At 64.0% G+C, this 18,843-nt stretch carries 15 protein-coding genes; 7 read left to right on the top strand and 8 right to left on the bottom strand.

The features are described 5' to 3' along the window. The first annotated feature begins 282 nt into the window (after positions 1-282). Both mprF and M2S36_RS15510 read left to right on the top strand, forming a co-directional pair. Complete coding sequence (gene mprF, locus M2S36_RS15505; protein ID WP_207830726.1) at positions 283-2,925, top strand: bifunctional lysylphosphatidylglycerol flippase/synthetase MprF; 2,643 nt, start codon at positions 283-285, stop codon at positions 2,923-2,925. Continuing rightward, positions 2,925-4,217: a virulence factor family protein gene (locus M2S36_RS15510; RefSeq protein WP_241105925.1), complete on the top strand. Its 1,293-nt coding sequence runs from the start codon at positions 2,925-2,927 to the stop codon at positions 4,215-4,217. Before mprF ends, M2S36_RS15510 begins: the two co-directional genes overlap by 1 nt. Positions 4,218-4,502: 285 nt before the next feature. Here M2S36_RS15510 and M2S36_RS15515 read toward each other — a convergent pair whose 3' ends face one another. After that, the gene (locus M2S36_RS15515) at positions 4,503-6,413 is read right to left on the bottom strand and encodes a potassium transporter Kup (RefSeq protein WP_207830722.1); all 1,911 of its coding nucleotides are present in this window, start codon (positions 6,411-6,413) and stop codon (positions 4,503-4,505) included. A 235-nt stretch (positions 6,414-6,648) separates the two neighbouring features. On the opposite strand from M2S36_RS15515, the gene rimO reads away from it, so the two are divergent. Further along, positions 6,649-7,980 (top strand): 30S ribosomal protein S12 methylthiotransferase RimO, encoded by a 1,332-nt coding sequence (rimO, locus tag M2S36_RS15520; protein ID WP_063913033.1) that lies wholly within the window; start codon positions 6,649-6,651, stop codon positions 7,978-7,980. Between the two features lie 71 nt (positions 7,981-8,051). On the opposite strand, the gene M2S36_RS15525 is transcribed toward rimO, so the two are convergent. The 4 genes from M2S36_RS15525 to M2S36_RS15540 all read right to left on the bottom strand — a co-directional run bounded on the left by M2S36_RS15525 (position 8,052) and on the right by M2S36_RS15540 (position 12,216). After that, the gene (locus M2S36_RS15525) at positions 8,052-8,801 is read right to left on the bottom strand and encodes a hypothetical protein (protein WP_063913034.1); all 750 of its coding nucleotides are present in this window, start codon (positions 8,799-8,801) and stop codon (positions 8,052-8,054) included. Between the two features lie 54 nt (positions 8,802-8,855). Continuing rightward, entirely contained in the window at positions 8,856-10,511 is a 1,656-nt protein-coding gene (locus M2S36_RS15530) for a DUF5666 domain-containing protein (protein WP_333957416.1), read from the bottom strand. Then, positions 10,508-11,353 (bottom strand): DUF6502 family protein, encoded by an 846-nt coding sequence (locus M2S36_RS15535; protein ID WP_207830714.1) that lies wholly within the window; start codon positions 11,351-11,353, stop codon positions 10,508-10,510. Before M2S36_RS15535 ends, M2S36_RS15530 begins: the two co-directional genes overlap by 4 nt. A gap of 197 nt (positions 11,354-11,550) precedes the next feature. Continuing rightward, positions 11,551-12,216 carry a hypothetical protein gene (locus M2S36_RS15540; RefSeq protein WP_442969526.1) on the bottom strand — a complete coding sequence of 222 codons (666 nt, stop codon included), beginning with the start codon at positions 12,214-12,216 and terminating at the stop codon, positions 11,551-11,553. A gap of 213 nt (positions 12,217-12,429) precedes the next feature. Here M2S36_RS15540 and M2S36_RS15545 point away from each other — a divergent pair, with 213 nt between their 5' ends. The 4 genes from M2S36_RS15545 (at position 12,430) to tsaA (ending at position 14,879) form a co-directional block, all read left to right on the top strand. Continuing rightward, positions 12,430-12,882: a GNAT family N-acetyltransferase gene (locus M2S36_RS15545; RefSeq protein WP_063913038.1), complete on the top strand. Its 453-nt coding sequence runs from the start codon at positions 12,430-12,432 to the stop codon at positions 12,880-12,882. Positions 12,883-12,959: 77 nt separating this feature from the next. Continuing rightward, entirely contained in the window at positions 12,960-13,670 is a 711-nt protein-coding gene (locus tag M2S36_RS15550; protein WP_207830709.1) for an rRNA pseudouridine synthase, read from the top strand. Positions 13,671-13,718: 48 nt separating this feature from the next. Continuing rightward, complete coding sequence (locus M2S36_RS15555; protein ID WP_013973832.1) at positions 13,719-14,180, top strand: DUF1456 family protein; 462 nt, start codon at positions 13,719-13,721, stop codon at positions 14,178-14,180. Positions 14,181-14,186: 6 nt separating this feature from the next. Then, positions 14,187-14,879: a tRNA (N6-threonylcarbamoyladenosine(37)-N6)-methyltransferase TrmO gene (tsaA, locus tag M2S36_RS15560; RefSeq protein WP_233693772.1), complete on the top strand. Its 693-nt coding sequence runs from the start codon at positions 14,187-14,189 to the stop codon at positions 14,877-14,879. A 203-nt stretch (positions 14,880-15,082) separates the two neighbouring features. Here the strand turns inward: tsaA and M2S36_RS15565 are convergent, their stop codons facing one another. The 3 genes from M2S36_RS15565 to M2S36_RS15575 all read right to left on the bottom strand — a co-directional run bounded on the left by M2S36_RS15565 (position 15,083) and on the right by M2S36_RS15575 (position 18,837). Beyond that, entirely contained in the window at positions 15,083-16,405 is a 1,323-nt protein-coding gene (locus M2S36_RS15565) for a dicarboxylate/amino acid:cation symporter (protein WP_025340279.1), read from the bottom strand. A gap of 411 nt (positions 16,406-16,816) precedes the next feature. Then, entirely contained in the window at positions 16,817-18,163 is a 1,347-nt protein-coding gene (locus M2S36_RS15570; protein ID WP_063913041.1) for an ATP-binding protein, read from the bottom strand. Further along, the gene (locus M2S36_RS15575) at positions 18,160-18,837 is read right to left on the bottom strand and encodes a response regulator (RefSeq protein WP_233693773.1); all 678 of its coding nucleotides are present in this window, start codon (positions 18,835-18,837) and stop codon (positions 18,160-18,162) included. Before M2S36_RS15575 ends, M2S36_RS15570 begins: the two co-directional genes overlap by 4 nt. Positions 18,838-18,843 lie beyond the last annotated feature (6 nt).

The following is an 18,843-nucleotide window of genomic DNA, read 5'->3' on the forward strand; positions in this document are numbered from 1 at the left end:
CAAATCCGGCTCCCGCAACCATATTCGTCAGAACAAACCCCGCCTGTGTAACAGCAGTGCGGGGTTTGTTGCTTTTCCCCTCCTGCTTTTCGTCGTCCCCAAAATCCCTCGCCCTCCAGCCAACCCGCAGGCTTGAGAGGTCGTGCCCTGGATGAACTATCTTTAACCCTGCCAGGCCGCTGCAAGTGCCTGAGGCCGGAGTAACATTGGATACGTTTTCCTAAGGGACTTTCACTTGGCCACACCTTCCCCTCACCTCGCGCTGCATGCCCGGGGCAATCCATGACTTCGCACAACCCCGAACCCCCGGTGCCGCTTGCCTCGGCGCTACCCGGTGCCGTGCAACGCCTGCCCTTGCTCGAACGCTTGAGCCGCTACCGCCAGCCCATCGGCCTGGTGGTGACCCTGGTGTTGTTCACCATGGGCTTGATCGCCTGTCGCCACCTGCTGAGCGAGCTGGACATCTACGCCCTGCATGATGCCATGCTCAGCGTACCGGCCCAGTCGCTACTCGGTGCCTTGCTGGCAACCGTGCTCGGTTTCGTGATCCTGCTGGGTTACGAGTGGTCGGCCAGCCGCTATGCCGGCGTGAAACTGCCGACGCGCAGCTTGGTGCTGGGCGGTTTCAGCGCCTTTGCCATCGGCAACGCCATCGGCCTGTCGATGCTTTCGGGCGGCTCGGTGCGCTACCGCCTGTATGCACGCCAAGGGGTCGGTGCAGGTGAAGTTGCACGGATGACCGTTTTTGCCAGCCTGTCACTGGGCTGCGCGCTGCCGCCTCTGGCCGCCTTGGCGACCTTGAGCGACCTGTCGGCAGCCTCGGCCGCACTGGGTTTGGCGCCTGGCTTGCTGGCGGGTATCGCCACAGCAGTGCTGCTGGCGTGCAGCGTGCTGGTGTTCGGCTTGTACCGCCGGCGCCTGGCTGAACAACCACTGGCCAATAACCTGCTGGTACAACTGGGCCGCCGCACACTGCGCCTGCCGGGTGCACGCCTGGCAGCCCTGCAATTGCTGATCACCGCACTGGATGTCGCCGCTGCCGCCACGGTGCTGTACCTGCTGCTGCCCGAAGCACCGCCATTCGGTGCCTTTGTCCTGGTGTACCTGCTGGCCTTGGCTGCAGGTGTGCTCAGCCATGTACCGGGCGGCGTCGGGGTGTTCGAAGCGATCCTGCTGGCGGCTTTTGCCGACCAGCTCGGCGCGGCGCCGTTGGCAGCGGCCTTGCTGCTTTATCGGCTGATCTACGTGGTGCTACCACTGCTGCTGGCCTGCGTGTTGCTGCTGGCCAACGAAGCCCGGCGCCTGCTGTTCGCGCAACAGGCTATCAAGGCCGCTTCCGGGCTGGCCGCGCCGATCCTGTCGATTCTGGTATTTCTGTCCGGGGTGGTGCTGCTGTTCTCCGGGGCCACGCCCGAGATAGACACACGCCTGGAGCACATGGGCTTTCTGGTGCCGCACCGTCTGATCGATGCCTCGCACTTCGGTGCCAGCCTGATCGGCGTGCTGTGCCTGCTGCTGGCCCAGGGCCTGCGCCGGCGCCTGTCCGCCGCCTGGCTGCTGACCACTGTACTGTTGCTGGTCGGCGCCTTGCTGTCGCTGCTCAAGGGCTTCGATTGGGAAGAAGCCTGCCTGCTGACCCTCACAGCTACCCTGCTCGCGCTGTTCCGGCGTTCCTTCTACCGCCCCAGCCGCTTGCTCGAGTTGCCGTTCTCGCCGGTGTTTCTGGTGGCCAGCGCCTGTGTGGTCGGCGCATCGATATGGCTGTTGCTGTTCGCCTACCAGGATGTGCCCTACAGCCATCAGCTGTGGTGGCAGTTCACCCTCGATGCCGACGCGCCGCGTGGCCTGCGCGCCGCCATGGGCAGCGCCTTGCTGCTGGCGGCCGTGGCCCTGACCTGGCTATTGCGTACGGCACCGCCGGTGATCCACCTGCCCGACGAAGAGGAGCTGCGGCGTGCCAACCGCATTCTGCTGGCCTCCGACCAGCCCGATGGCGGCCTGGCCCTGACCGGCGACAAGGCGCTGCTGTTCCACCCTCGCGACAACGCCTTCCTCATGTACGCCCGTCGCGGCCGCAGCCTGGTGGCCCTGTACGACCCGATCGGCCCGGCCCAGGAGCGCGCCGAGATGATCTGGCAGTTCCGTGACCTGTGCGATCTGCACCATGCCCGCCCGGTGTTCTACCAGGTGCGCGCCGAGAACCTGCCGTTCTACATGGACATCGGCCTGACCGCGCTGAAGCTGGGCGAAGAAGCCCGGGTCGACCTGCGCCGCTTCGACCTCGAAGCCAAGGGCAAGGAGATGAAGGACCTGCGCTACACCTGGAACCGTGGTGGCCGTGACGGTTTGAGCCTGGAAATCCACGAACCCGGCCATGCCCCGCTGGCAGAGCTGAAGGAAATTTCCGATGCCTGGCTCGGCGGCAAGAACGTGCGCGAGAAAGGCTTCTCGCTGGGGCGCTTCAGCCCTGAATACCTGCAGCACTTCCGTATTGCCCTGATCCGCTTCCAGGGCCGCCCGGTGGCTTTCGCCAACCTGCTGGAAACCCATGGCAACGAACTGGCCAGCCTCGACCTGATGCGTGCGCACCCCGAGGCCCCGAAGCTGACCATGGAATTCATGATGATCGGCCTGATCCTGCACTACAAAAGCCATGACTACGCCCGCTTCAGCCTGGGCATGGTGCCGCTGTCCGGCCTGCAGCCGCGACGGGGCGCGCCCTTGACCCAACGCCTGGGCTCGATGGTGTTCCGCCGTGGCGAGCAGCTGTACAACTTCCAGGGGCTTCGTCGCTTCAAGGACAAATTCCAACCGGACTGGGAACCCCGCTACATGGCCGTGCCGGCCGGGCTCGACCCGCTGGTGGCACTGGCCGACACCGCCGCCCTGATCGCAGGCGGCCTGACTGGATTGGTGAAACGTTGATGACCCGACGCTTTTGGCTGTACCTGCTGGTTCCCCTGCTGTTGGCCACCCTGGGAGGTGCGCTGGCATTCTGGTTGTGGACGCGCCCGGCTCCCGAGGCACGCCTGGAACAACTGAGCATCAATGACACCCGCATCACCCGCGTGACCCCAGGCGTGCACCCCAAGGCCCGGGTAGCCATCGGTGTACCCCAGGACCAGGCGCTGACCGACAGGCAGCTGCTGGACCTTGCCCAGGCCGGCGAAGCGCAGCTGGTGCAGGTGATCCTGCCGCCCAACGATTGCGGCAAGCAGCAACAGGCCCTGGACCAAGCCCTGGGCCAGCTGTCGGAGAAACCGACCCTGGTCGCTGGTATCGGCCCTGGCGCCGCCCAGGCCTGGCGCTGGCTGGCCAGCCAGAACAACGACAAGGCGCGGGCGATTTCCGTGGACTTCAGCCTGGAACAACCCGGCTGCCAGGCCCCACTGCCGAAGTCGGCCGCCCACGGCCACTGGAACGTCGCCTGGAACGACAACCCGGATGACGCCAGCGCCGCCTTCGTGCGCGACCAGGCCAATGCCGAGACCAGCATCAGCGACTACGACATCCACCTGCCACAAGTGCTCAAGGCCCAGCTGACCCAGGCCCTGGTCGGCCACGACGGCAACGCCCTGGCTATCCCGGTGGTCGAAGTGCCAGCCGGGCAGACCACCGACACGGTTACCCTGTTCCTTTCCGGTGATGGTGGCTGGCGTGACCTGGACCGCGATGTGGCCGGGGAAATGGCCAAGCTGGGCTACCCGGTGGTGGGCATCGACACGCTGCGCTACTACTGGCAGCACAAGACCCCGGAGCAAAGCGCCGCCGACCTGTCCGAACTGATGCAGCACTACCGTCAGAAGTGGGGCACCAAGCGCTTCGTGCTGACCGGCTATTCGTTCGGTGCCGACGTGCTGCCGGCGATCTACAACCGCCTGCCGGCCGAGGACCAGCAACGGATCGACGCGGTGATGCTACTGGCCTTTGCCCGCAGCGGCAGCTTCGAGATCGAAGTCGAGGGCTGGCTGGGCAAGGAAGGCCAGGAAGCGCCAACCGGGCCGGAAATGGCCAGACTGCCGGCGTCCAAGGTGGTGTGCGTGTATGGTGTGGAAGAGGCCGATGAGAGCGGTTGCACCGACAAGACTGCGGTGGGTGAACGCCTCAAGCTGCCGGGTGGGCACCACTTCGACGAAAACTACCCGGCACTGGCCAAGCGCTTGATTGGCGAGATCGAGACGCGCCAGGGCAAGTCCAGCGTGGCTGAGCAGAACTGATAGGACCTTGCGGCCCATTCGCGGGTAAACCCGCTCTCATCGAACTGCACATAACTCATTGAATTAGCGGGGCCCCTGTGGGAGCGGTTTGCTTGCAATTTCAGTTATCTACGCGCCAGCGCAGCCCAAAAGGCTGAGCCATCTCCCACAGGTCCAGCGCAAGCCTTGAAAGCTATGCGCCCCATGTGGGAGCGGGCATGCCCGCGAACACCGGCGAAGCCGGTGCCCTACACCGAGTTGCCGGCTTCGCGGGCACGCCCGCTCCCACTTGGGGCGAGTTGAGCCTCAGATCTCGACCTGGGTCCCCAGCTCGATCACCCGGTTCAGTGGCAGGTTGAAGAAGCGCAAGTTGCCGTTGGCATTCTTCAGCAGGAACGCAAACAGGTTGCCCCGCCAGCGCGACATCCCCTCCAGCCGTGAGGCGATCACGGTCTCGCGGCTGAGGAAGTAGGTGGTGCGCATCGGGCTGAAGTCCAGGTCTTCCAGGTGGCACAGCTTCAACGCCGCCGGTACGTCCGGTTCGTCCATGAAACCGAAGTGCAGCAACACGCGGAAGAACCCGTCGCCATAGGCCTCCACTTCAAAACGCTCATGCTCCGGCACCCGCGGTCGGTCCTCACTGACCACCGTCAACAGCACCACCTGGCTGTGCAGCACCTGGTTATGCAGCATGTTGTGCAACAGCGCATGGGGCACCGCATCGGAGCGCGCCGTAAGGAACACCGCCGTGCCTTCGACCCGGTGCGGCGGCTGAATGCGTATGCTGCTGATGAACAGCTGCAGCGGCAGCGCGCCTTCGTCGATACGCTCCATCAGGATCTGCTTGCCGCGCTTCCAGGTGCTCATCAACAGGTACAGCACGCCACCAGCCAGCACCGGGAACGCACCACCCTGGATGATCTTCGGTACGTTGGCGGCGAAGAACAGCCCATCCACCAACAGAAAACCCATCAGGATCGGCACCGCCAGCACCGGTGGCCACTTCCATAGCAGCAGCATCACCGCCGAAACCAGGATGGTGGTCATCAGCATGGTACCGGTCACAGCCACGCCGTAAGCCGCCGCCAGGGCACCGGATGACTCGAAACCGAGCACCAGCAGTACCACGCCGACCATCAGCGTCCAGTTAATCGCGCCGATGTAGATCTGCCCCTGTTCATCGCTGGAGGTGTGCTGGATCTGCATGCGTGGGATGTAGCCCAGCTGGATGGCCTGGCGGGTCAGGGAGAACGCCCCCGAGATCACCGCCTGCGAAGCGATCACCGTGGCCATGGTAGCCAGGCCGACCATCGGCAGCAGTGCCCAACCCGGCGCCAGCAGGTAGAACGGGTTACGTGCCGCATCCGGGTCCTGCAGCAGCAACGCGCCCTGACCAAAGTAATTGAGCACCAGCGCCGGCAGCACCAGGGCGAACCAGGCCCGGGCGATCGGCTTGCGGCCAAAGTGGCCCATGTCGGCGTACAGCGCCTCGGCACCGGTCAGCGCCAGCACCACCGCGCCGAGGACGGCCACGCCGATGCCGGGGTGGACCACGAAGAAGTTCACTGCCCAGACCGGGTTGAACGCCTTGAGCACTTCCGGGCTCTGCGAGATGCCATGCACCCCCAGCGCGCCCAGCGCCACGAACCAGGTGACCATGATCGGGCCGAACAGCTTGCCGATCTTCTCGGTGCCGTGCTTCTGCACCAGGAACAGCGCCACCAGTATCACCAGCGAAATCGGTACCACCCAGTGATCGATACCATCGAACGCCAGCCCCATGCCTTCCACCGCCGACAGCACAGACACCGCCGGCGTGATCATACTGTCGCCATAGAACAGCGAAGCGCCGATCAACCCGCACACCACCATCAACGTGCGCAACCTCGGGTAGGCCGCCGTGGCCCGCCGCGCCAGCGCGGTCAGCGCCATGGTGCCGCCCTCGCCCTGGTTGTCGGCGCGCAGGATGAACATCACGTACTTGAACGACACCACCCACAGCAGCGACCACAGGATCAGCGACAGGATCCCCAGCACGCCGTCATGGTTGACCGGTACCCCGTACCCGCCGCTGAAGACTTCCTTGAGGGTATACAACGGGCTGGTACCGATATCGCCATAAACTACCCCGACCGCCGCCACGAGCAGGCTCATCGACCGCATCGCCCCCTGCTTCCCCTCGTGCCCGCCCTCGGCGTGACTGCTTGCCTGAACCATCGACCACTCCCGCAGACGGCCTTGCAAGGCCAGTAGAATTCCCCATGCGCCAGGTGATACGGATACCCCCGACGCAATGGCGCGAAGCATAGCGCAGCGTTCGTCGTATTTCTGCTGGTCAAGCGATCCTGCGCTCGCTAGAATTGCGCACTTTTTGATCAGAGGCGCCAAAAGCGCCCGTCAAGATCGCCCGCGATTCCGGTCGGGCGACCTGCATTCAATACCGAGGTTAGTCATGTCCACCACGCCCGCCACCCCCAAGGTAGGTTTCGTAAGCCTGGGTTGCCCAAAAGCCCTGGTCGATTCCGAGCGCATCCTGACCCAGCTGCGCATGGAAGGCTATGAAGTCGTGCCCACCTACGAGGACGCCGACGTGGTGGTGGTCAACACCTGCGGCTTCATCGACAGCGCCAAGGCCGAGTCGCTGGAAGTGATCGGCGAAGCGATCAAGGAAAACGGCAAGGTCATCGTCACCGGCTGCATGGGTGTCGAGGAAGGCAGCATCCGTGACGTGCACCCGAGCGTGCTGTCGGTTACCGGCCCGCAGCAGTACGAGCAGGTGGTCAGCGCCGTGCACGAAGTCGTGCCGCCACGCCAGGATCACAACCCGCTGATCGACCTGGTACCGCCTCAGGGCGTCAAGCTGACCCCTCGCCACTATGCGTACCTGAAGATTTCCGAAGGCTGCAACCACAGCTGCAGCTTCTGCATCATCCCGTCGATGCGCGGCAAGCTGGTCAGCCGCCCGGTCGGCGAAGTGCTGAGCGAGGCAGAGCGCCTGGTCAAGGCCGGGGTCAAGGAGATCCTGGTGATTTCCCAGGACACCAGCGCCTACGGCGTCGACGTCAAGTACAAGACCGACTTCTGGAACGGCCGCCCGGTCAAGACCCGCATGCTCGAACTGTGCGAAGCCCTGAGCAGCCTGGGCGCCTGGGTCCGCCTGCACTACGTGTACCCGTACCCGAACGTCGACGACGTGATCCCGCTGATGGCCGCCGGCAAGATCCTGCCGTACCTGGACATCCCGTTCCAGCACGCCAGCCCGAAAGTGCTCAAGGCCATGAAGCGCCCGGCCTTCGAAGACCGCACCCTGGCGCGTATCAAGAACTGGCGCGAGCAGTGCCCGGAGCTGGTGATTCGCTCCACCTTCATCGTCGGCTTCCCGGGCGAGACCGAGGAAGACTTCCAGTACCTGCTGGACTGGCTGACCGAAGCCCAGCTGGACCGCGTTGGCTGCTTCCAGTACTCGCCGGTGGAGGGCGCCCCGGCCAACGACCTGGGCCTGGAAGAAGTACCGGACGACGTCAAGCAGGAGCGCTGGGACCGCTTCATGGCCCACCAGCAGGCCATCAGCGCCGCCCGCCTGCAACTGCGCATCGGCAAGGAAATCGACGTGCTGATCGATGAAGTGGAAGAGCAAGGCTCGGTTGGCCGCAGCTTCTTCGATGCCCCGGAGATCGACGGCAGCGTGTTCATCGATGGCGACCACGGCTTCAAGCCGGGTGACAAGGTACGTTGCCGCGTAGTGGATGCCGACGAATACGACATGTGGGCTGAACCCATCTGACGCAGCCGGAGCCTGAAAAGCCCCTGCCCCGGTATTCCCCGCAAGGAACTGCCGGTGCAGGGGCTTTTTCGTCAGAACGCATGAAATAGCATCAGGCCGCCCTCTGCATCCGGGCTGGCATCCGAGAAGCCCTTGACTGCGTAGAGTTGCACTTTCCACTGCTGGTTGAGCTTGTGGGTCAGGAACAGGGTAAGTTCCTTGATCTGTGCGCCCGTCGAGACGACTTTCTGCCGCCAGTCGTAGGAGGCACCCGCCGAAGTGCCTGCGGCCACCGGCATGGCGAAGCCGAGACTGGCAAATACCGGGTCGTCGAAATCGCTGTCGGGCGGGTCGCCGAACTTCTTCCAGCCCAGGGTCGCAAAGCCGGTCACCGGGCCAAAGGCCTTGGCGATGTCGACCTGGCCGGTGTAGTCGTATTCACCGGTGCCCAGACACTGGTCTTCATCGGCAGTGGGGAATTTGACCTTGCCGATCAGGTCCAGCATCAGGCCGCCGTCACTGCCATCGAGCAGGGCATAACCGGCGCTGGCAACCGTATCTCCCAGCCCGCTTTCCACATCCCGGCAGCCACCGGGCAAGGGGTCGCCATTCGGGCCCACTTCAGGGTTGGTGATGCGCAGCCAGGGCACGGTGACCTTGTAGGTCATGGGGCCGGTTTCATACTTGCCGACCACGGGGACGTACCAGATTTCCGAGGTGGTACCCGTGCCATAGTCGCCACTTGAATAGTCCATGCCGATGGCGGCGCTGAAGGTATCGCCCAGGACCGAGGCGCTGGTGCATGACAGCAAGCAGGCGAAAAGAGGGAGCGTGGGTCTCATCTGCACCTCGGTATTCCGGCGGGAAGTGTGATCGCACTTACCCAGCCTAGTTGCCTAATGCCCGGACCGCTCTGGATGCTCCACTTTTTCGATTTTCTCTACCGTCTCGGGCCTTTCGACCTTTTCGACCTTTTCGACCTTCTCGACCTTCTCTACTCTTTCGACCTTCTCGACTTTTTCTACCTTCTCGACTTTCTCAGGCTTTTCGATTTTCTCGACTTTTTCGGGCTTCTCCACCTTCTCGACTTTTTCTACCTTTTCAACCTTCTCTACTTTTTCCACCCGTTCAAGCTCGACCTTCTCTACCCGACCAGAGCTCCCACTATTGCTGCTCTCGGGCTGCTCCACGGTGTCGACATGTTCCGACTTCCCGGACTTGTCCAGGCTTTCAGTACTGTCACGACCGCTGGAATCGTCAACGCCGCCGTGCCCGCTGTGATCATCACTGCTTTCAATGCGAACGCTGGTCGCATCGCGCCCGCCATGGCCGCTATTGCTGGCGCCTTCAGATTCACCAGTGCCGTGCTCGCTGCCCCGCCCCGAATGCCCTCTGTCCGGGTTGTCGGCACGGTCGTCATGGAACTCCACGCGGGTTGCCCGCAGCTCGTGCTTGTCACTGAACACCCCGCTCACCCGCACACGTTGATCGAGCGCCAATGCCGCGGGCTGCTTGCCAACGATCACGGTGCCCTGCCCCAGCGTCACCTTGATGCCGGCGACCACCAACTGCTGTGCGTGGCTGCGCTGTACCAGCCCCTCGATCACCGCCGTCTGCACACGACCAGCAAAAGGCAGGCTCGGGTCTGGGCGGGTTTGCGCCACTTCCAACTGACGCCCGGTCCACTGCCCACGCACCAGCACTTCCCGCGCGGGTGCCACGCGGGTTCCCAGCTTCAGCCCCTGGAGGCTACCAGTACGATCAACCGCACCGATGGCACTGGCTTCCCTGAGCCCCGGCGCCCGTTCGATACGACTGGCTACCACTTCGCCCCTGGCATCGCGCAGGCCACTGACCCTGACCGGCTCGCCCGGGCGCAGCCCTTCAGCCACCCGCGCGCCTGCAGCAAGCCGCACAGGTTGGCCCATGACCCGCAGAGGGGCCGAAGCATTCGGCAGTGCCGTCAGCGGCCCTTCGTAAACGTTGAGGATCGAGATGCGCCCTGCTTGCAGGCCGCGTTTGCTGGCAAATGCCTCCACCGCAACAACCTGGCCGATTGCCAGGTGAGCGCTACTGGCAGGCGCACCGTTTTCACTCACCGGTACGTCTTTGCCAAAGTGCACTTCCAGGCCATTGACGCAGATCGAAGCGAACCCGGTGATGGTGCCGACGATGCCCGTGCCACCGGTGCCGCCCGGGCGCAGGATCGGCGCGCCGGTACCGCCGACACCGCCGTGATCGATAAAGGTGCCGTCCACACCGTCGGCCACCGCACCGGTCCCGCCTGTGCCGCCGGGACGCTGCTGCAGCGGCGCACCGGTGCCACCCACACCACCGTTTTCACTGCGTACCCCAGTACCACCGACACCGCCCGTTCTGGCCCCGGTACCACCAATACCACCCGGAAACTGCAAGCCCGCCGCCCCCGCCATACCCACTTCGTCACGGCTGACACACACCGGTGCTGCGGCCACCTCGGCAGGCGCCATCAGGTTCAGCCCGAAACCCAGGGCCAGTGTGACGACACTGAGGCAGCGCGCGAGGAAAGTCATGGGTCTGGTGTCTTCGACAGATCGGGGTCGGTGGTTTCAGTGTAGAAATAAAGCCCGACAGTGATGCGCTGACGCTGCTCGGCGCTGGGTACATCGGCATCTTCCAGGTCTGATGCAAGCCGGCTGAAGGCAAGCAGCGTCTGCATGCCTTCCTTGTCCACCGCTTCACGCAGATGGTCGACGCTGGCCGGGCTCAAAGCGTCGTAGTGCACACTGCGTTCAAAGAACGGCTGCCCTTCACCTGTCAGGTTGTGCACTGCTGCGCAGGCATGGTCATGCAGGTTGTGGCCGAAGTACGCAGCCTTTTCATCAAAGCCCTTCTGCGGCACGAATGCCTGGGCTTCCAGGTGGACACAGTCCTGCTCGTCGAGCCGGACGATGCCCAGGCGCAACCACTCATCCAGCACCACCCGCCCGCGAATGTCGGTACTGATCTTTGCCACCAGGGCATCGAAAGAGCAATCGCCGCCGACACTCGCCAGGCGCGGTAACGGCAGCGCCTGGCCAGGCTCCGAGCAGAACGGTTTGCCAGTGGTCCACATATTGACCAACTGTGCGCCTAACGTGATGTTTTCCGGCAGCGCAGCGAGCGACGTGCCACCCTCGCTGCGCAAACGCCGTACATCCTTGCGATGCACGCCTGTAAGCAGGCTGACACGGCTGTCGGTCGGCACCGTGCCATCCAGGCGAAACTCGCGATGGGCCACATCGACGAACACTTCCTTGAGCAAGTCGGCGAACATCGTATAGGTGACCCCTTTGCGCAGCATCAGGCGCACCAGAGGGCGCATGACACGCCGCAGTGCGCTTAACATCGAAGGGGGGATGGTAGGCGATTGCATTGAGCGCGTTCCTTGACAGATGAACCCAGTATACGACGCGGGAAAACATCCCACACCAACTGTGACCCTATCCCGGACGAGATGAGGGATGGTCTTCAGCGCTCATTGCATTCGCGTTGAGTGGGGCTGCCGTGCATCCGAACCTGGCCTCATGCAGGCCCGCCCCGAGGGCGCTGCATGAAACCGTTCAGAGCCAGTCAGCTCCGGCTGTTGTCATCACCCGGTTCGCCTGCGGCATGCTCACCGCGGTCATCACCCGGTTCGCCACCCAGATGGTCGCCACGATCATCACCAGGTTCACCACCAACGTGATTGCCGCGGTCATCGCCAGGCTCACCGCCAACATGATTACCATGATCGTCCCCGGGCTCACCGCCAACGTGATTGCCATGATCGTCACCGGGTTCACCGCCAACGTGATTGCCGTGATCGTCCCCAGGCTCACCGCCAACGTGATTGCCATGATCATCACCCGCTTCAGCGTGGTTACCGCTGCGCCCAGAGTTTGAGGGACCGTCATGGCCGCGACCACTGTTGCCGGCATGGCCATCGCCGTGGCCGCCGTGGCCGCCGCCTTCACCACCATGGCCGCCACCACCATGACCACCACCGCCGCCACCGTGACCACCGCCACCGCCGCCGCCACCATGGCCGCCACCGCCGCCACCGTGACCACCACCGCCGCCACCATGGCCGCCACCGCCACCACCGTGACCACCGCCGCCACCACCATGGCCGCCACCGCCGCCGCCATCCTTGGCGTAGGCACTGGAACCATTGGATATCGAGTCAGGGATCAGAACGATGGAAGTCGACAGCACGCCAGCAACGGCAGCCGCCAATAGCGCCTTTTTGAACAGCATATGGATGTGCATGTTTCGTCTCCAGGTCGTCGCCATGAGAAACGCCAAATCAAGCCGGAAATTCTGTGTTCAGTTTTTTGCTTCTTGCTGCGTGGGATTTTTTCCCACGTAAAAGTAATAGACCTCTACACCCCGAGGTTCAAGCACCGCACGGAAAAGCCGACCGGTGGTTGGCCTGCTATGTTTGCCTTATCGTCATGGAGGAACACCGGCATGCATTCGGTACTGACGTTGCAAACCCCGCGCTTGAGTGACTACGGCGAACTGGTACAGGTGTGGGAGGACTCGGTACGCGCCACCCACGACTTCCTGCCCGATGGCTACATCGTCTTGCTGCGCGAACAGGTACTGCGTCGTTACCTCGACGCGGTGATGCTGATCTGCTGCAAGGACCGCCAACGCATCTGCGGCTTCGCCGGGGTCGCCAACGGGCGCGTGGACATGCTGTTCGTTGCACCTGCCTACCGGGGCAAAGGGGTTGGCAAGCGCCTGCTGCACTATGCGATCGACGAGCTGAATGCCGAGCGCCTGGACGTCAACGAACAGAACCCGCAAGCCTTGGGCTTCTACCTGCATGAAGGCTTCGAGGTGATCGGCCGTTCGGAAACCGACGGCCTGGGGCAGCCCTATCCCTTGCTGCACATGCGCCTGCGCAAAACGGCGTAAATGACACAGATTCCCAGCCCCTCTGCCGCGCGGGCAGGTACAATGCAGGTCTTTCCCTGCCTTTGCGAATTGCCGTCATGTCCGAACCCGTCCGCCTGTCCAAACGCCTTATCGAGCAGCTTGGCTGCTCCCGCCGGGAGGCCGAGCTGTATATCGAAGGCGGCTGGGTCACGGTCGATGGCGTGGTGGTCGAGCAACCGCAGTTCAAGGTCGGGCAGCAGCGCGTCGAACTGCTGCCGGGTGCTCGTGCCGAAACGCTGGAACCGGTAACCCTGCTGCTGAACCAGCCAGCCAACGTGGACAGCGAAATCGCCCGCGCCAGCATGAACATGGGCAGCCTCAGCGAGGCCCATCGCGAGGGTGTACGCGCCCTGCACGGGCATTTTGCCCGGCAGGCCTGCGTGGCACCGCTGGAGCGCGGCGCCAGCGGCCTGCAGGTCTTCACCCAGGACTGGCGGGTAACCCGCAAGATCGACGCCGACCTGCGCCGCCTGGAACAGGAATTCATCGTTGAAGTGCGCGGCGAGACCACGCCCCAGGCGCTGGAACGCCTGGCACGCGGTGCCACCCGCAATGACCGCGAGCTGCCCAGGACCAAGGCCAGCTGGCAGAACGAGACCCACCTGCGCATGGTCCTGAAAAACCCGCAGCCAGGGCAGATTGCCGAGCTGTGCGCCTATCTGCGCCTGGAGCTGGTAGGCATGCGCCGCATTCGCCTGGGTGGCGTGTCGATGGGCAAGCTGCCCTTGGGCCAGTGGCGCTACCTGGCCACTACCGAACGTTTCTAAGCAATACGCCGCGCGACAGGTGCGGCACCTGAACAGGATTCTGCAACAATGAACCACAACGACGTCCTGCGCAGCCTGCGCTACATGCTCAAGGTGAATGACGCCAAGATGGCCGAAATCATCGGGCTATCCGGCCTCGACGTGCATCCCCTGGTGCTGGCCACCTACCTGAAGAAGGAAGACGAGGAAGGGTTCGTGCGTTGCCCGGAACGGGTCATGGCGCACTTTCTCGATGGCCTGGTGATCCACCGCCGCGGCAAGGATGACAGCCGCCCGCCGCAGCCGATCGAGCTGCCGGTGACCAACAACCTCATCCTCAAGAAACTGCGGGTGGCCTTCGAGCTCAAGGAAGACGACCTGCATGCGATCCTCAAGTCGGTCAACTTCCCGGTCAGCAAGCCCGAACTCAGCGCGCTGTTCCGCAAGGCCGGCCACGACAACTACCGCCCGTGCGGCGACCAGTTGCTGCGCAACTTCCTCAAGGGCCTGACCCTGCGCGTGCGCGGCTGAGTGGCCATGCAGCATACGGTTACCCCGGTCGGCATCATCCGCTCCTGTTTCAAGGAGAAGTTCGCCATCCCGCGCCAGCCACAACTGGCGCCCGCTGCACGCGGTGTGCTCGAACTGCTGCCACCGTTCGACCAGGGTGATGCGGTCGAGGGCCTGGAGCAGGTCAGCCATGTCTGGCTGCTGTTCCTGTTCCACCAGGCGCTGGAAGACAAACCCCGCCTGAAGGTGCGGCCACCGCGCCTGGGCGGCAACAAGAGCATGGGCGTGTTCGCCACCCGCGCCACTCACCGGCCCAATGGTATCGGCCAGTCGGTGGTGCGTCTGGAAGGCGTGGAGCCAGGGCGCCTGCTGCTGTCCGGGATCGACCTGCTCGATGGCACGCCAGTGCTGGACATCAAGCCGTATGTGCCGTACGCCGACAGCATCGCTGGCGCCAGCAACCAGATGGCCAGCGAAGCACCTGCCTCTATCGCCGTGCAGTGGGGCGACAACGCCCTGCCCCAGGCCCGTGAACATGCACTGCGCCTGGGTGAACCGTTGGTGGAACTGATCGAGCAATGCCTGGCACAGGACCCCCGACCGGCCTACCAGGTGCCACCGGCAGAGCGGGTGTATGGGGTGAAGTTCTGGGATGTGCAGGTAAGGTGGCATTACCCGCAGCCGGAGGTGATCCGGGTGTTGGAGGTGGTGCTGGCCTGAAGGGCGTGTGCAGACCTTGTGGGAGCGCCTTGTGTCGCGAAAGGGCTGCGCAGCAGCCCCGGCAATCTTGCAGGATGGCTGATATCCTGGGGCCGCTGCGCGCCCCTTTCGCGACACAAGGCCGCTCCCACAAGGAACCGCGCACCGCACAGACATGAAAAAGGCGACCCTGAGGTCGCCTTTTTCTTTTCACCAACCCGCGATCAGCGAGCCGGGCCTTCAGCCACGCCCAGGTCGTCGGTCGGACGGGTGTCGACCAGCGGCGCACCACCGGAGGCCAGCTCCGATGCCAGCTTGTCGTTGTCCATTTCCTTCACCCACTTGGCCACGACCACAGTGGCAACGGCGTTGCCTACCAGGTTGGTCAGGGCACGGGCTTCAGACATGAAGCGGTCGATGCCGAGGATCAGCGCCAGGCCGGCAACCGGCAGGTGGCCTACGGCCGACAGGGTGGCAGCCAGGACGATGAAGCCCGAGCCGGTAACGCCGGCAGCACCTTTGGAAGCCACCAGCAGCACCAGCAGCAGGGTGATCTGGTGAGTGATGTCCATGGTGGTGTCGGTGGCCTGGGCGATGAACACTGCAGCCATGGTCAGGTAGATCGAGGTGCCATCGAGGTTGAACGAGTAACCGGTCGGGATGACCAGGCCAACCACCGACTTCTTCGCACCCAGACGCTCCATCTTGGCCAGCATGCGTGGCAGGGCCGATTCCGAGGAGGAAGTGCCCAGCACGATCAGCAGTTCTTCACGGATGTAGCGGATCAGCTTGAGGACACTGAAACCGTGGGCGCGGCAGATACCGCCCAGCACCACCAGCACGAACAGCAGGCAGGTGATGTAGAAGCAGGCCATCAGGTAGCCCAGTTGCACCAGCGAGCCAACGCCGTACTGGCCGATGGTGAAGGCCATTGCACCAAAGGCACCGACTGGGGCGAGCTTCATGATCATGTTGATGATGTTGAACATGACGTGGGCGAAGCGGTCGATCATGTCCAGCACCGGCTTGCCGTAGCTGCCCAGGCGGTGCAGGGCGAAGCCGAACAGCACGGAGAACATCAGCACTTGCAGGATGTCGCCGTTGGCGAAGGCGCCGACCACGGTGTTGGGAATGACGTTGAGCAGGAAGCCGACGGTGGTCTGCTGCGCGCCGGCGGCGGCGTAGGCAGCCACGCTGCTGGCGTTCAGGGTGCTGACGTCAATGTGCATGCCAGCGCCCGGCTTGACCACGTTGACGACGACGAGGCCGATGATCAGGGCGATGGTGGAGACGATTTCAAAGTACAGCAGCGCGTAGCCACCGGTCTTGCCGACCGACTTCATGCTCTGCATGCCGGCGATGCCGCTGACCACGGTGCAGAAGATGATCGGGGCGATGACCATCTTGATCAGTTTGACGAAGCCGTCTCCCAAGGGTTTGAGAGCGACGCCCGTCTCCGGGTAGTAGTGGCCGAGCAGGATACCGATGGTGATGGCGACCAACACCTGGACATACAGGGATTTGTAAAGCGGCTGACGTGTCGTCATGGCTGATTTTCCTCAAGTGTGCCGGTTCACCCTTCCCAGGGCGATGTGGCACCTGAATCGCTAACCCTCCTGCACATGGAGGGATTTGTCGTTGTGTTCGAGCTGCCTGGGCAGGCCTCTGCGAGGATCAATAGCAAGGGTGGTGCCAAAATGCCCACGAAGGGTGCAAGGGCCGTATTTGCCTGGGATAAACGCCCAACGACGGGGCGATTCTGCGGAGAAAGGCTGGCGGATTTCCGCCCGGTGGCGGGATTTGTACAGGGGTGTTGGCGGGAATCCGCCCATTGTGTTTTGCCTGCGCCGGCCCTTTCGCGGGCTCGCCCGCTCCCACAGAGTGCCCGCAGGGCTCAGGACCTGTGCGGTACCTGTGGGAGCGGGTTCACCCGCGAAAGGGCCGGCACAGGCTACAAATCAATCCAGGTTGAAGGTGATTCTGAACGCCGCACCGCCCAAGGGCGAATCTCCCAGGCTCAGCTCGGCGTCATAGCTGTCGACGATATCCTTGACCACCGCCAAGCCGATCCCCTGCCCCGGGTGCTGGCTGTCCAGCCGTTCACCCCGTTCGAGAATGCGCTCACGCTGGTCGGCCGGCACCCCAGGCCCGTCGTCCTCGACGCACAAGGTCAACTGCCCAGGCGCCTGCTCCAGGCTCACACGCACCTGGCCCAGGCTCAGGCGGTAGGCGTTCTCCAGCAAGTTGCCCAGCAGCTCCAGCAACGCGCCCTGCTCCATCGGCACCTGCGCCGCCTCGGGCAGTTGCAGGGTCACGTTCACCCGCTTGTCCCGGTACACTTTGGCCAAGGTACTGCACAGGCTGTCGAGCAACGGTCGCAGCAACACGCTGTGGCGCACCAGGCCACTCTTGCGCAGGCTGGCGCGTTGCAGCTGGTAGTCGATCTGCTGGCTCATGCGCTCGATCTGGCTCTGCAGCACGCGCGCCTGCTCGCGCTCGCCGCTACGCTGCTGCAGGCTTTCGCCCACCCCCTGCAACACCGCCAGCGGCGTCTTCAGGCTGTGCGCCAGGTCATCGAGCGAATCGCGGTAGCGTTGGCGCTGCTCGCGCTCGCTGCGCAACAGACGGTTCAGCGAGCCGGTCAGGCGCAGCAGCTCACGCGGGTGTTCGCGGCTCAGGCCATCCCGCGCCCCCGACTCCACGTCGTCCAGCTCGAGGCTGAGCCGGCGCAACGAACGCAGGCCCCAGGTCAGGCCGGCCCACAACAGCACCAGCAACGCCAGCAGGGCCGCGCCAAAGCCGAGGTAGAGCTTTTCGCGCAGGCCGTCGAGGGTGTGCTGGTATTCGCGCACCGGTTGCAGGGCGACAATGCTGTAGGCGGCGCTCTGGCCACCCAGCAGCTTGATCTCGACGTCATAGACGAAGAACTCTTCGCCATCGGCCTGGTGAATGCGGGCGAATTCGTTGCCGCGGCCGTCGTAGCGCGGGCGGTAGTTGATGTTCTGCGCGGCGGTGGCCCGCGACTGCCAGACCAGCTTGCCATCGCGGTCGAAGATATAGCCGAGCAGGCCGGTGTACGGCAGGTTGTAGCGCTCGTCCGGCAGCAGGGTCGGCATCTGCAACTGGCCGTGCTCGATGCGCGCAGCGGAAATCAGCGTGGTCACATCCGAGGCCAGGCGTTGTTCGATCGACTCCTGCAGGGCCAGGCTGAAGGCTTTCTGCAGGGCCGGCAGCAGCGCCAGCATGAACAGCAGCGCCAGCACCGCGGCCGCCAGCATCAGGCGCACCCGCAGCGAACGGATCATCGGCAGCGCTCGGTGAACAGGTAGCCCAGACCGCGCACGGTGTCGATGGGTTTGAAGCCGCGCTCGCCCTCAAGCTTGCGCCGCAGGCGGCCGACCAGCACTTCGATGACATTCGGGTCACGTTCATCATCACCCGGGTACAGCTGTTCCATCAGGCGGTCCTTGGCCACCACCTGCTGGTGATGGCGCATGAGGTATTCGAGGATGCGGTATTCGTAGGCAGTCAGGGCCAGGGGGTGCTCGTCCAGCGTCGCCTGCTTGCGGTTGAGGTCGAGCACCAGCGGGCCGGCGGCGATGGTTGACTGAGTGAAGCCGCTGGAGCGGCGCAGCAGGGCATTCAGGCGTGCTTCGAGTTCTTCGAACTGGAACGGCTTGACCAGGTAGTCGTCGGCACCGGCGGCCAGGCCCTCGACCTTGTCCTGCCAGTTGCCGCGGGCGGTGAGGATGAGAATGGGGAAGGTCTTGTCCTGGCTGCGCAGGCGTGTGATCAGGTCCAGGCCGCCGATGCCGGGCAGGCCCAGGTCGATGACGGCCAGGTCGAAGTGGTATTGCCCGGCCTGGTACAGCGCCTCCTCGGCATCGGCGACGGCCTCGACCACATGGCCGCTTTCGCCCAGGCGGGTGTAGAGGTGATGGCGAAGCAGGGCTTCGTCCTCGACCACCAGCAGTTTCATGTGCAG

The organism is Pseudomonas sp. SF2 (assembly GCF_036858055.1).
Lineage (GTDB): Bacteria > Pseudomonadota > Gammaproteobacteria > Pseudomonadales > Pseudomonadaceae > Aquipseudomonas.

What these genes read in the sequence shown, in the direction of transcription:
- mprF (WP_207830726.1), top strand. Translation starts at nt 283, where the DNA reads ATGACTTCGCACAACCCCGAACCCCCGGTGCCGCTTGCCTCGGCGCTA.
- M2S36_RS15510 (WP_241105925.1), top strand. Translation starts at nt 2,925, where the DNA reads ATGACCCGACGCTTTTGGCTGTACCTGCTGGTTCCCCTGCTGTTGGCC.
- M2S36_RS15515 (WP_207830722.1), bottom strand. Translation starts at nt 6,413, where the DNA reads ATGGTTCAGGCAAGCAGTCACGCCGAGGGCGGGCACGAGGGGAAGCAG.
- rimO (WP_063913033.1), top strand. Translation starts at nt 6,649, where the DNA reads ATGTCCACCACGCCCGCCACCCCCAAGGTAGGTTTCGTAAGCCTGGGT.
- M2S36_RS15525 (WP_063913034.1), bottom strand. Translation starts at nt 8,801, where the DNA reads ATGAGACCCACGCTCCCTCTTTTCGCCTGCTTGCTGTCATGCACCAGC.
- M2S36_RS15530 (WP_333957416.1), bottom strand. Translation starts at nt 10,511, where the DNA reads ATGACTTTCCTCGCGCGCTGCCTCAGTGTCGTCACACTGGCCCTGGGT.
- M2S36_RS15535 (WP_207830714.1), bottom strand. Translation starts at nt 11,353, where the DNA reads ATGCAATCGCCTACCATCCCCCCTTCGATGTTAAGCGCACTGCGGCGT.
- M2S36_RS15540 (WP_442969526.1), bottom strand. Translation starts at nt 12,216, where the DNA reads ATGCTGTTCAAAAAGGCGCTATTGGCGGCTGCCGTTGCTGGCGTGCTG.
- M2S36_RS15545 (WP_063913038.1), top strand. Translation starts at nt 12,430, where the DNA reads ATGCATTCGGTACTGACGTTGCAAACCCCGCGCTTGAGTGACTACGGC.
- M2S36_RS15550 (WP_207830709.1), top strand. Translation starts at nt 12,960, where the DNA reads ATGTCCGAACCCGTCCGCCTGTCCAAACGCCTTATCGAGCAGCTTGGC.
- M2S36_RS15555 (WP_013973832.1), top strand. Translation starts at nt 13,719, where the DNA reads ATGAACCACAACGACGTCCTGCGCAGCCTGCGCTACATGCTCAAGGTG.
- tsaA (WP_233693772.1), top strand. Translation starts at nt 14,187, where the DNA reads ATGCAGCATACGGTTACCCCGGTCGGCATCATCCGCTCCTGTTTCAAG.
- M2S36_RS15565 (WP_025340279.1), bottom strand. Translation starts at nt 16,405, where the DNA reads ATGACGACACGTCAGCCGCTTTACAAATCCCTGTATGTCCAGGTGTTG.
- M2S36_RS15570 (WP_063913041.1), bottom strand. Translation starts at nt 18,163, where the DNA reads ATGATCCGTTCGCTGCGGGTGCGCCTGATGCTGGCGGCCGCGGTGCTG.
- M2S36_RS15575 (WP_233693773.1), bottom strand. Translation starts at nt 18,837, where the DNA reads ATGAAACTGCTGGTGGTCGAGGACGAAGCCCTGCTTCGCCATCACCTC.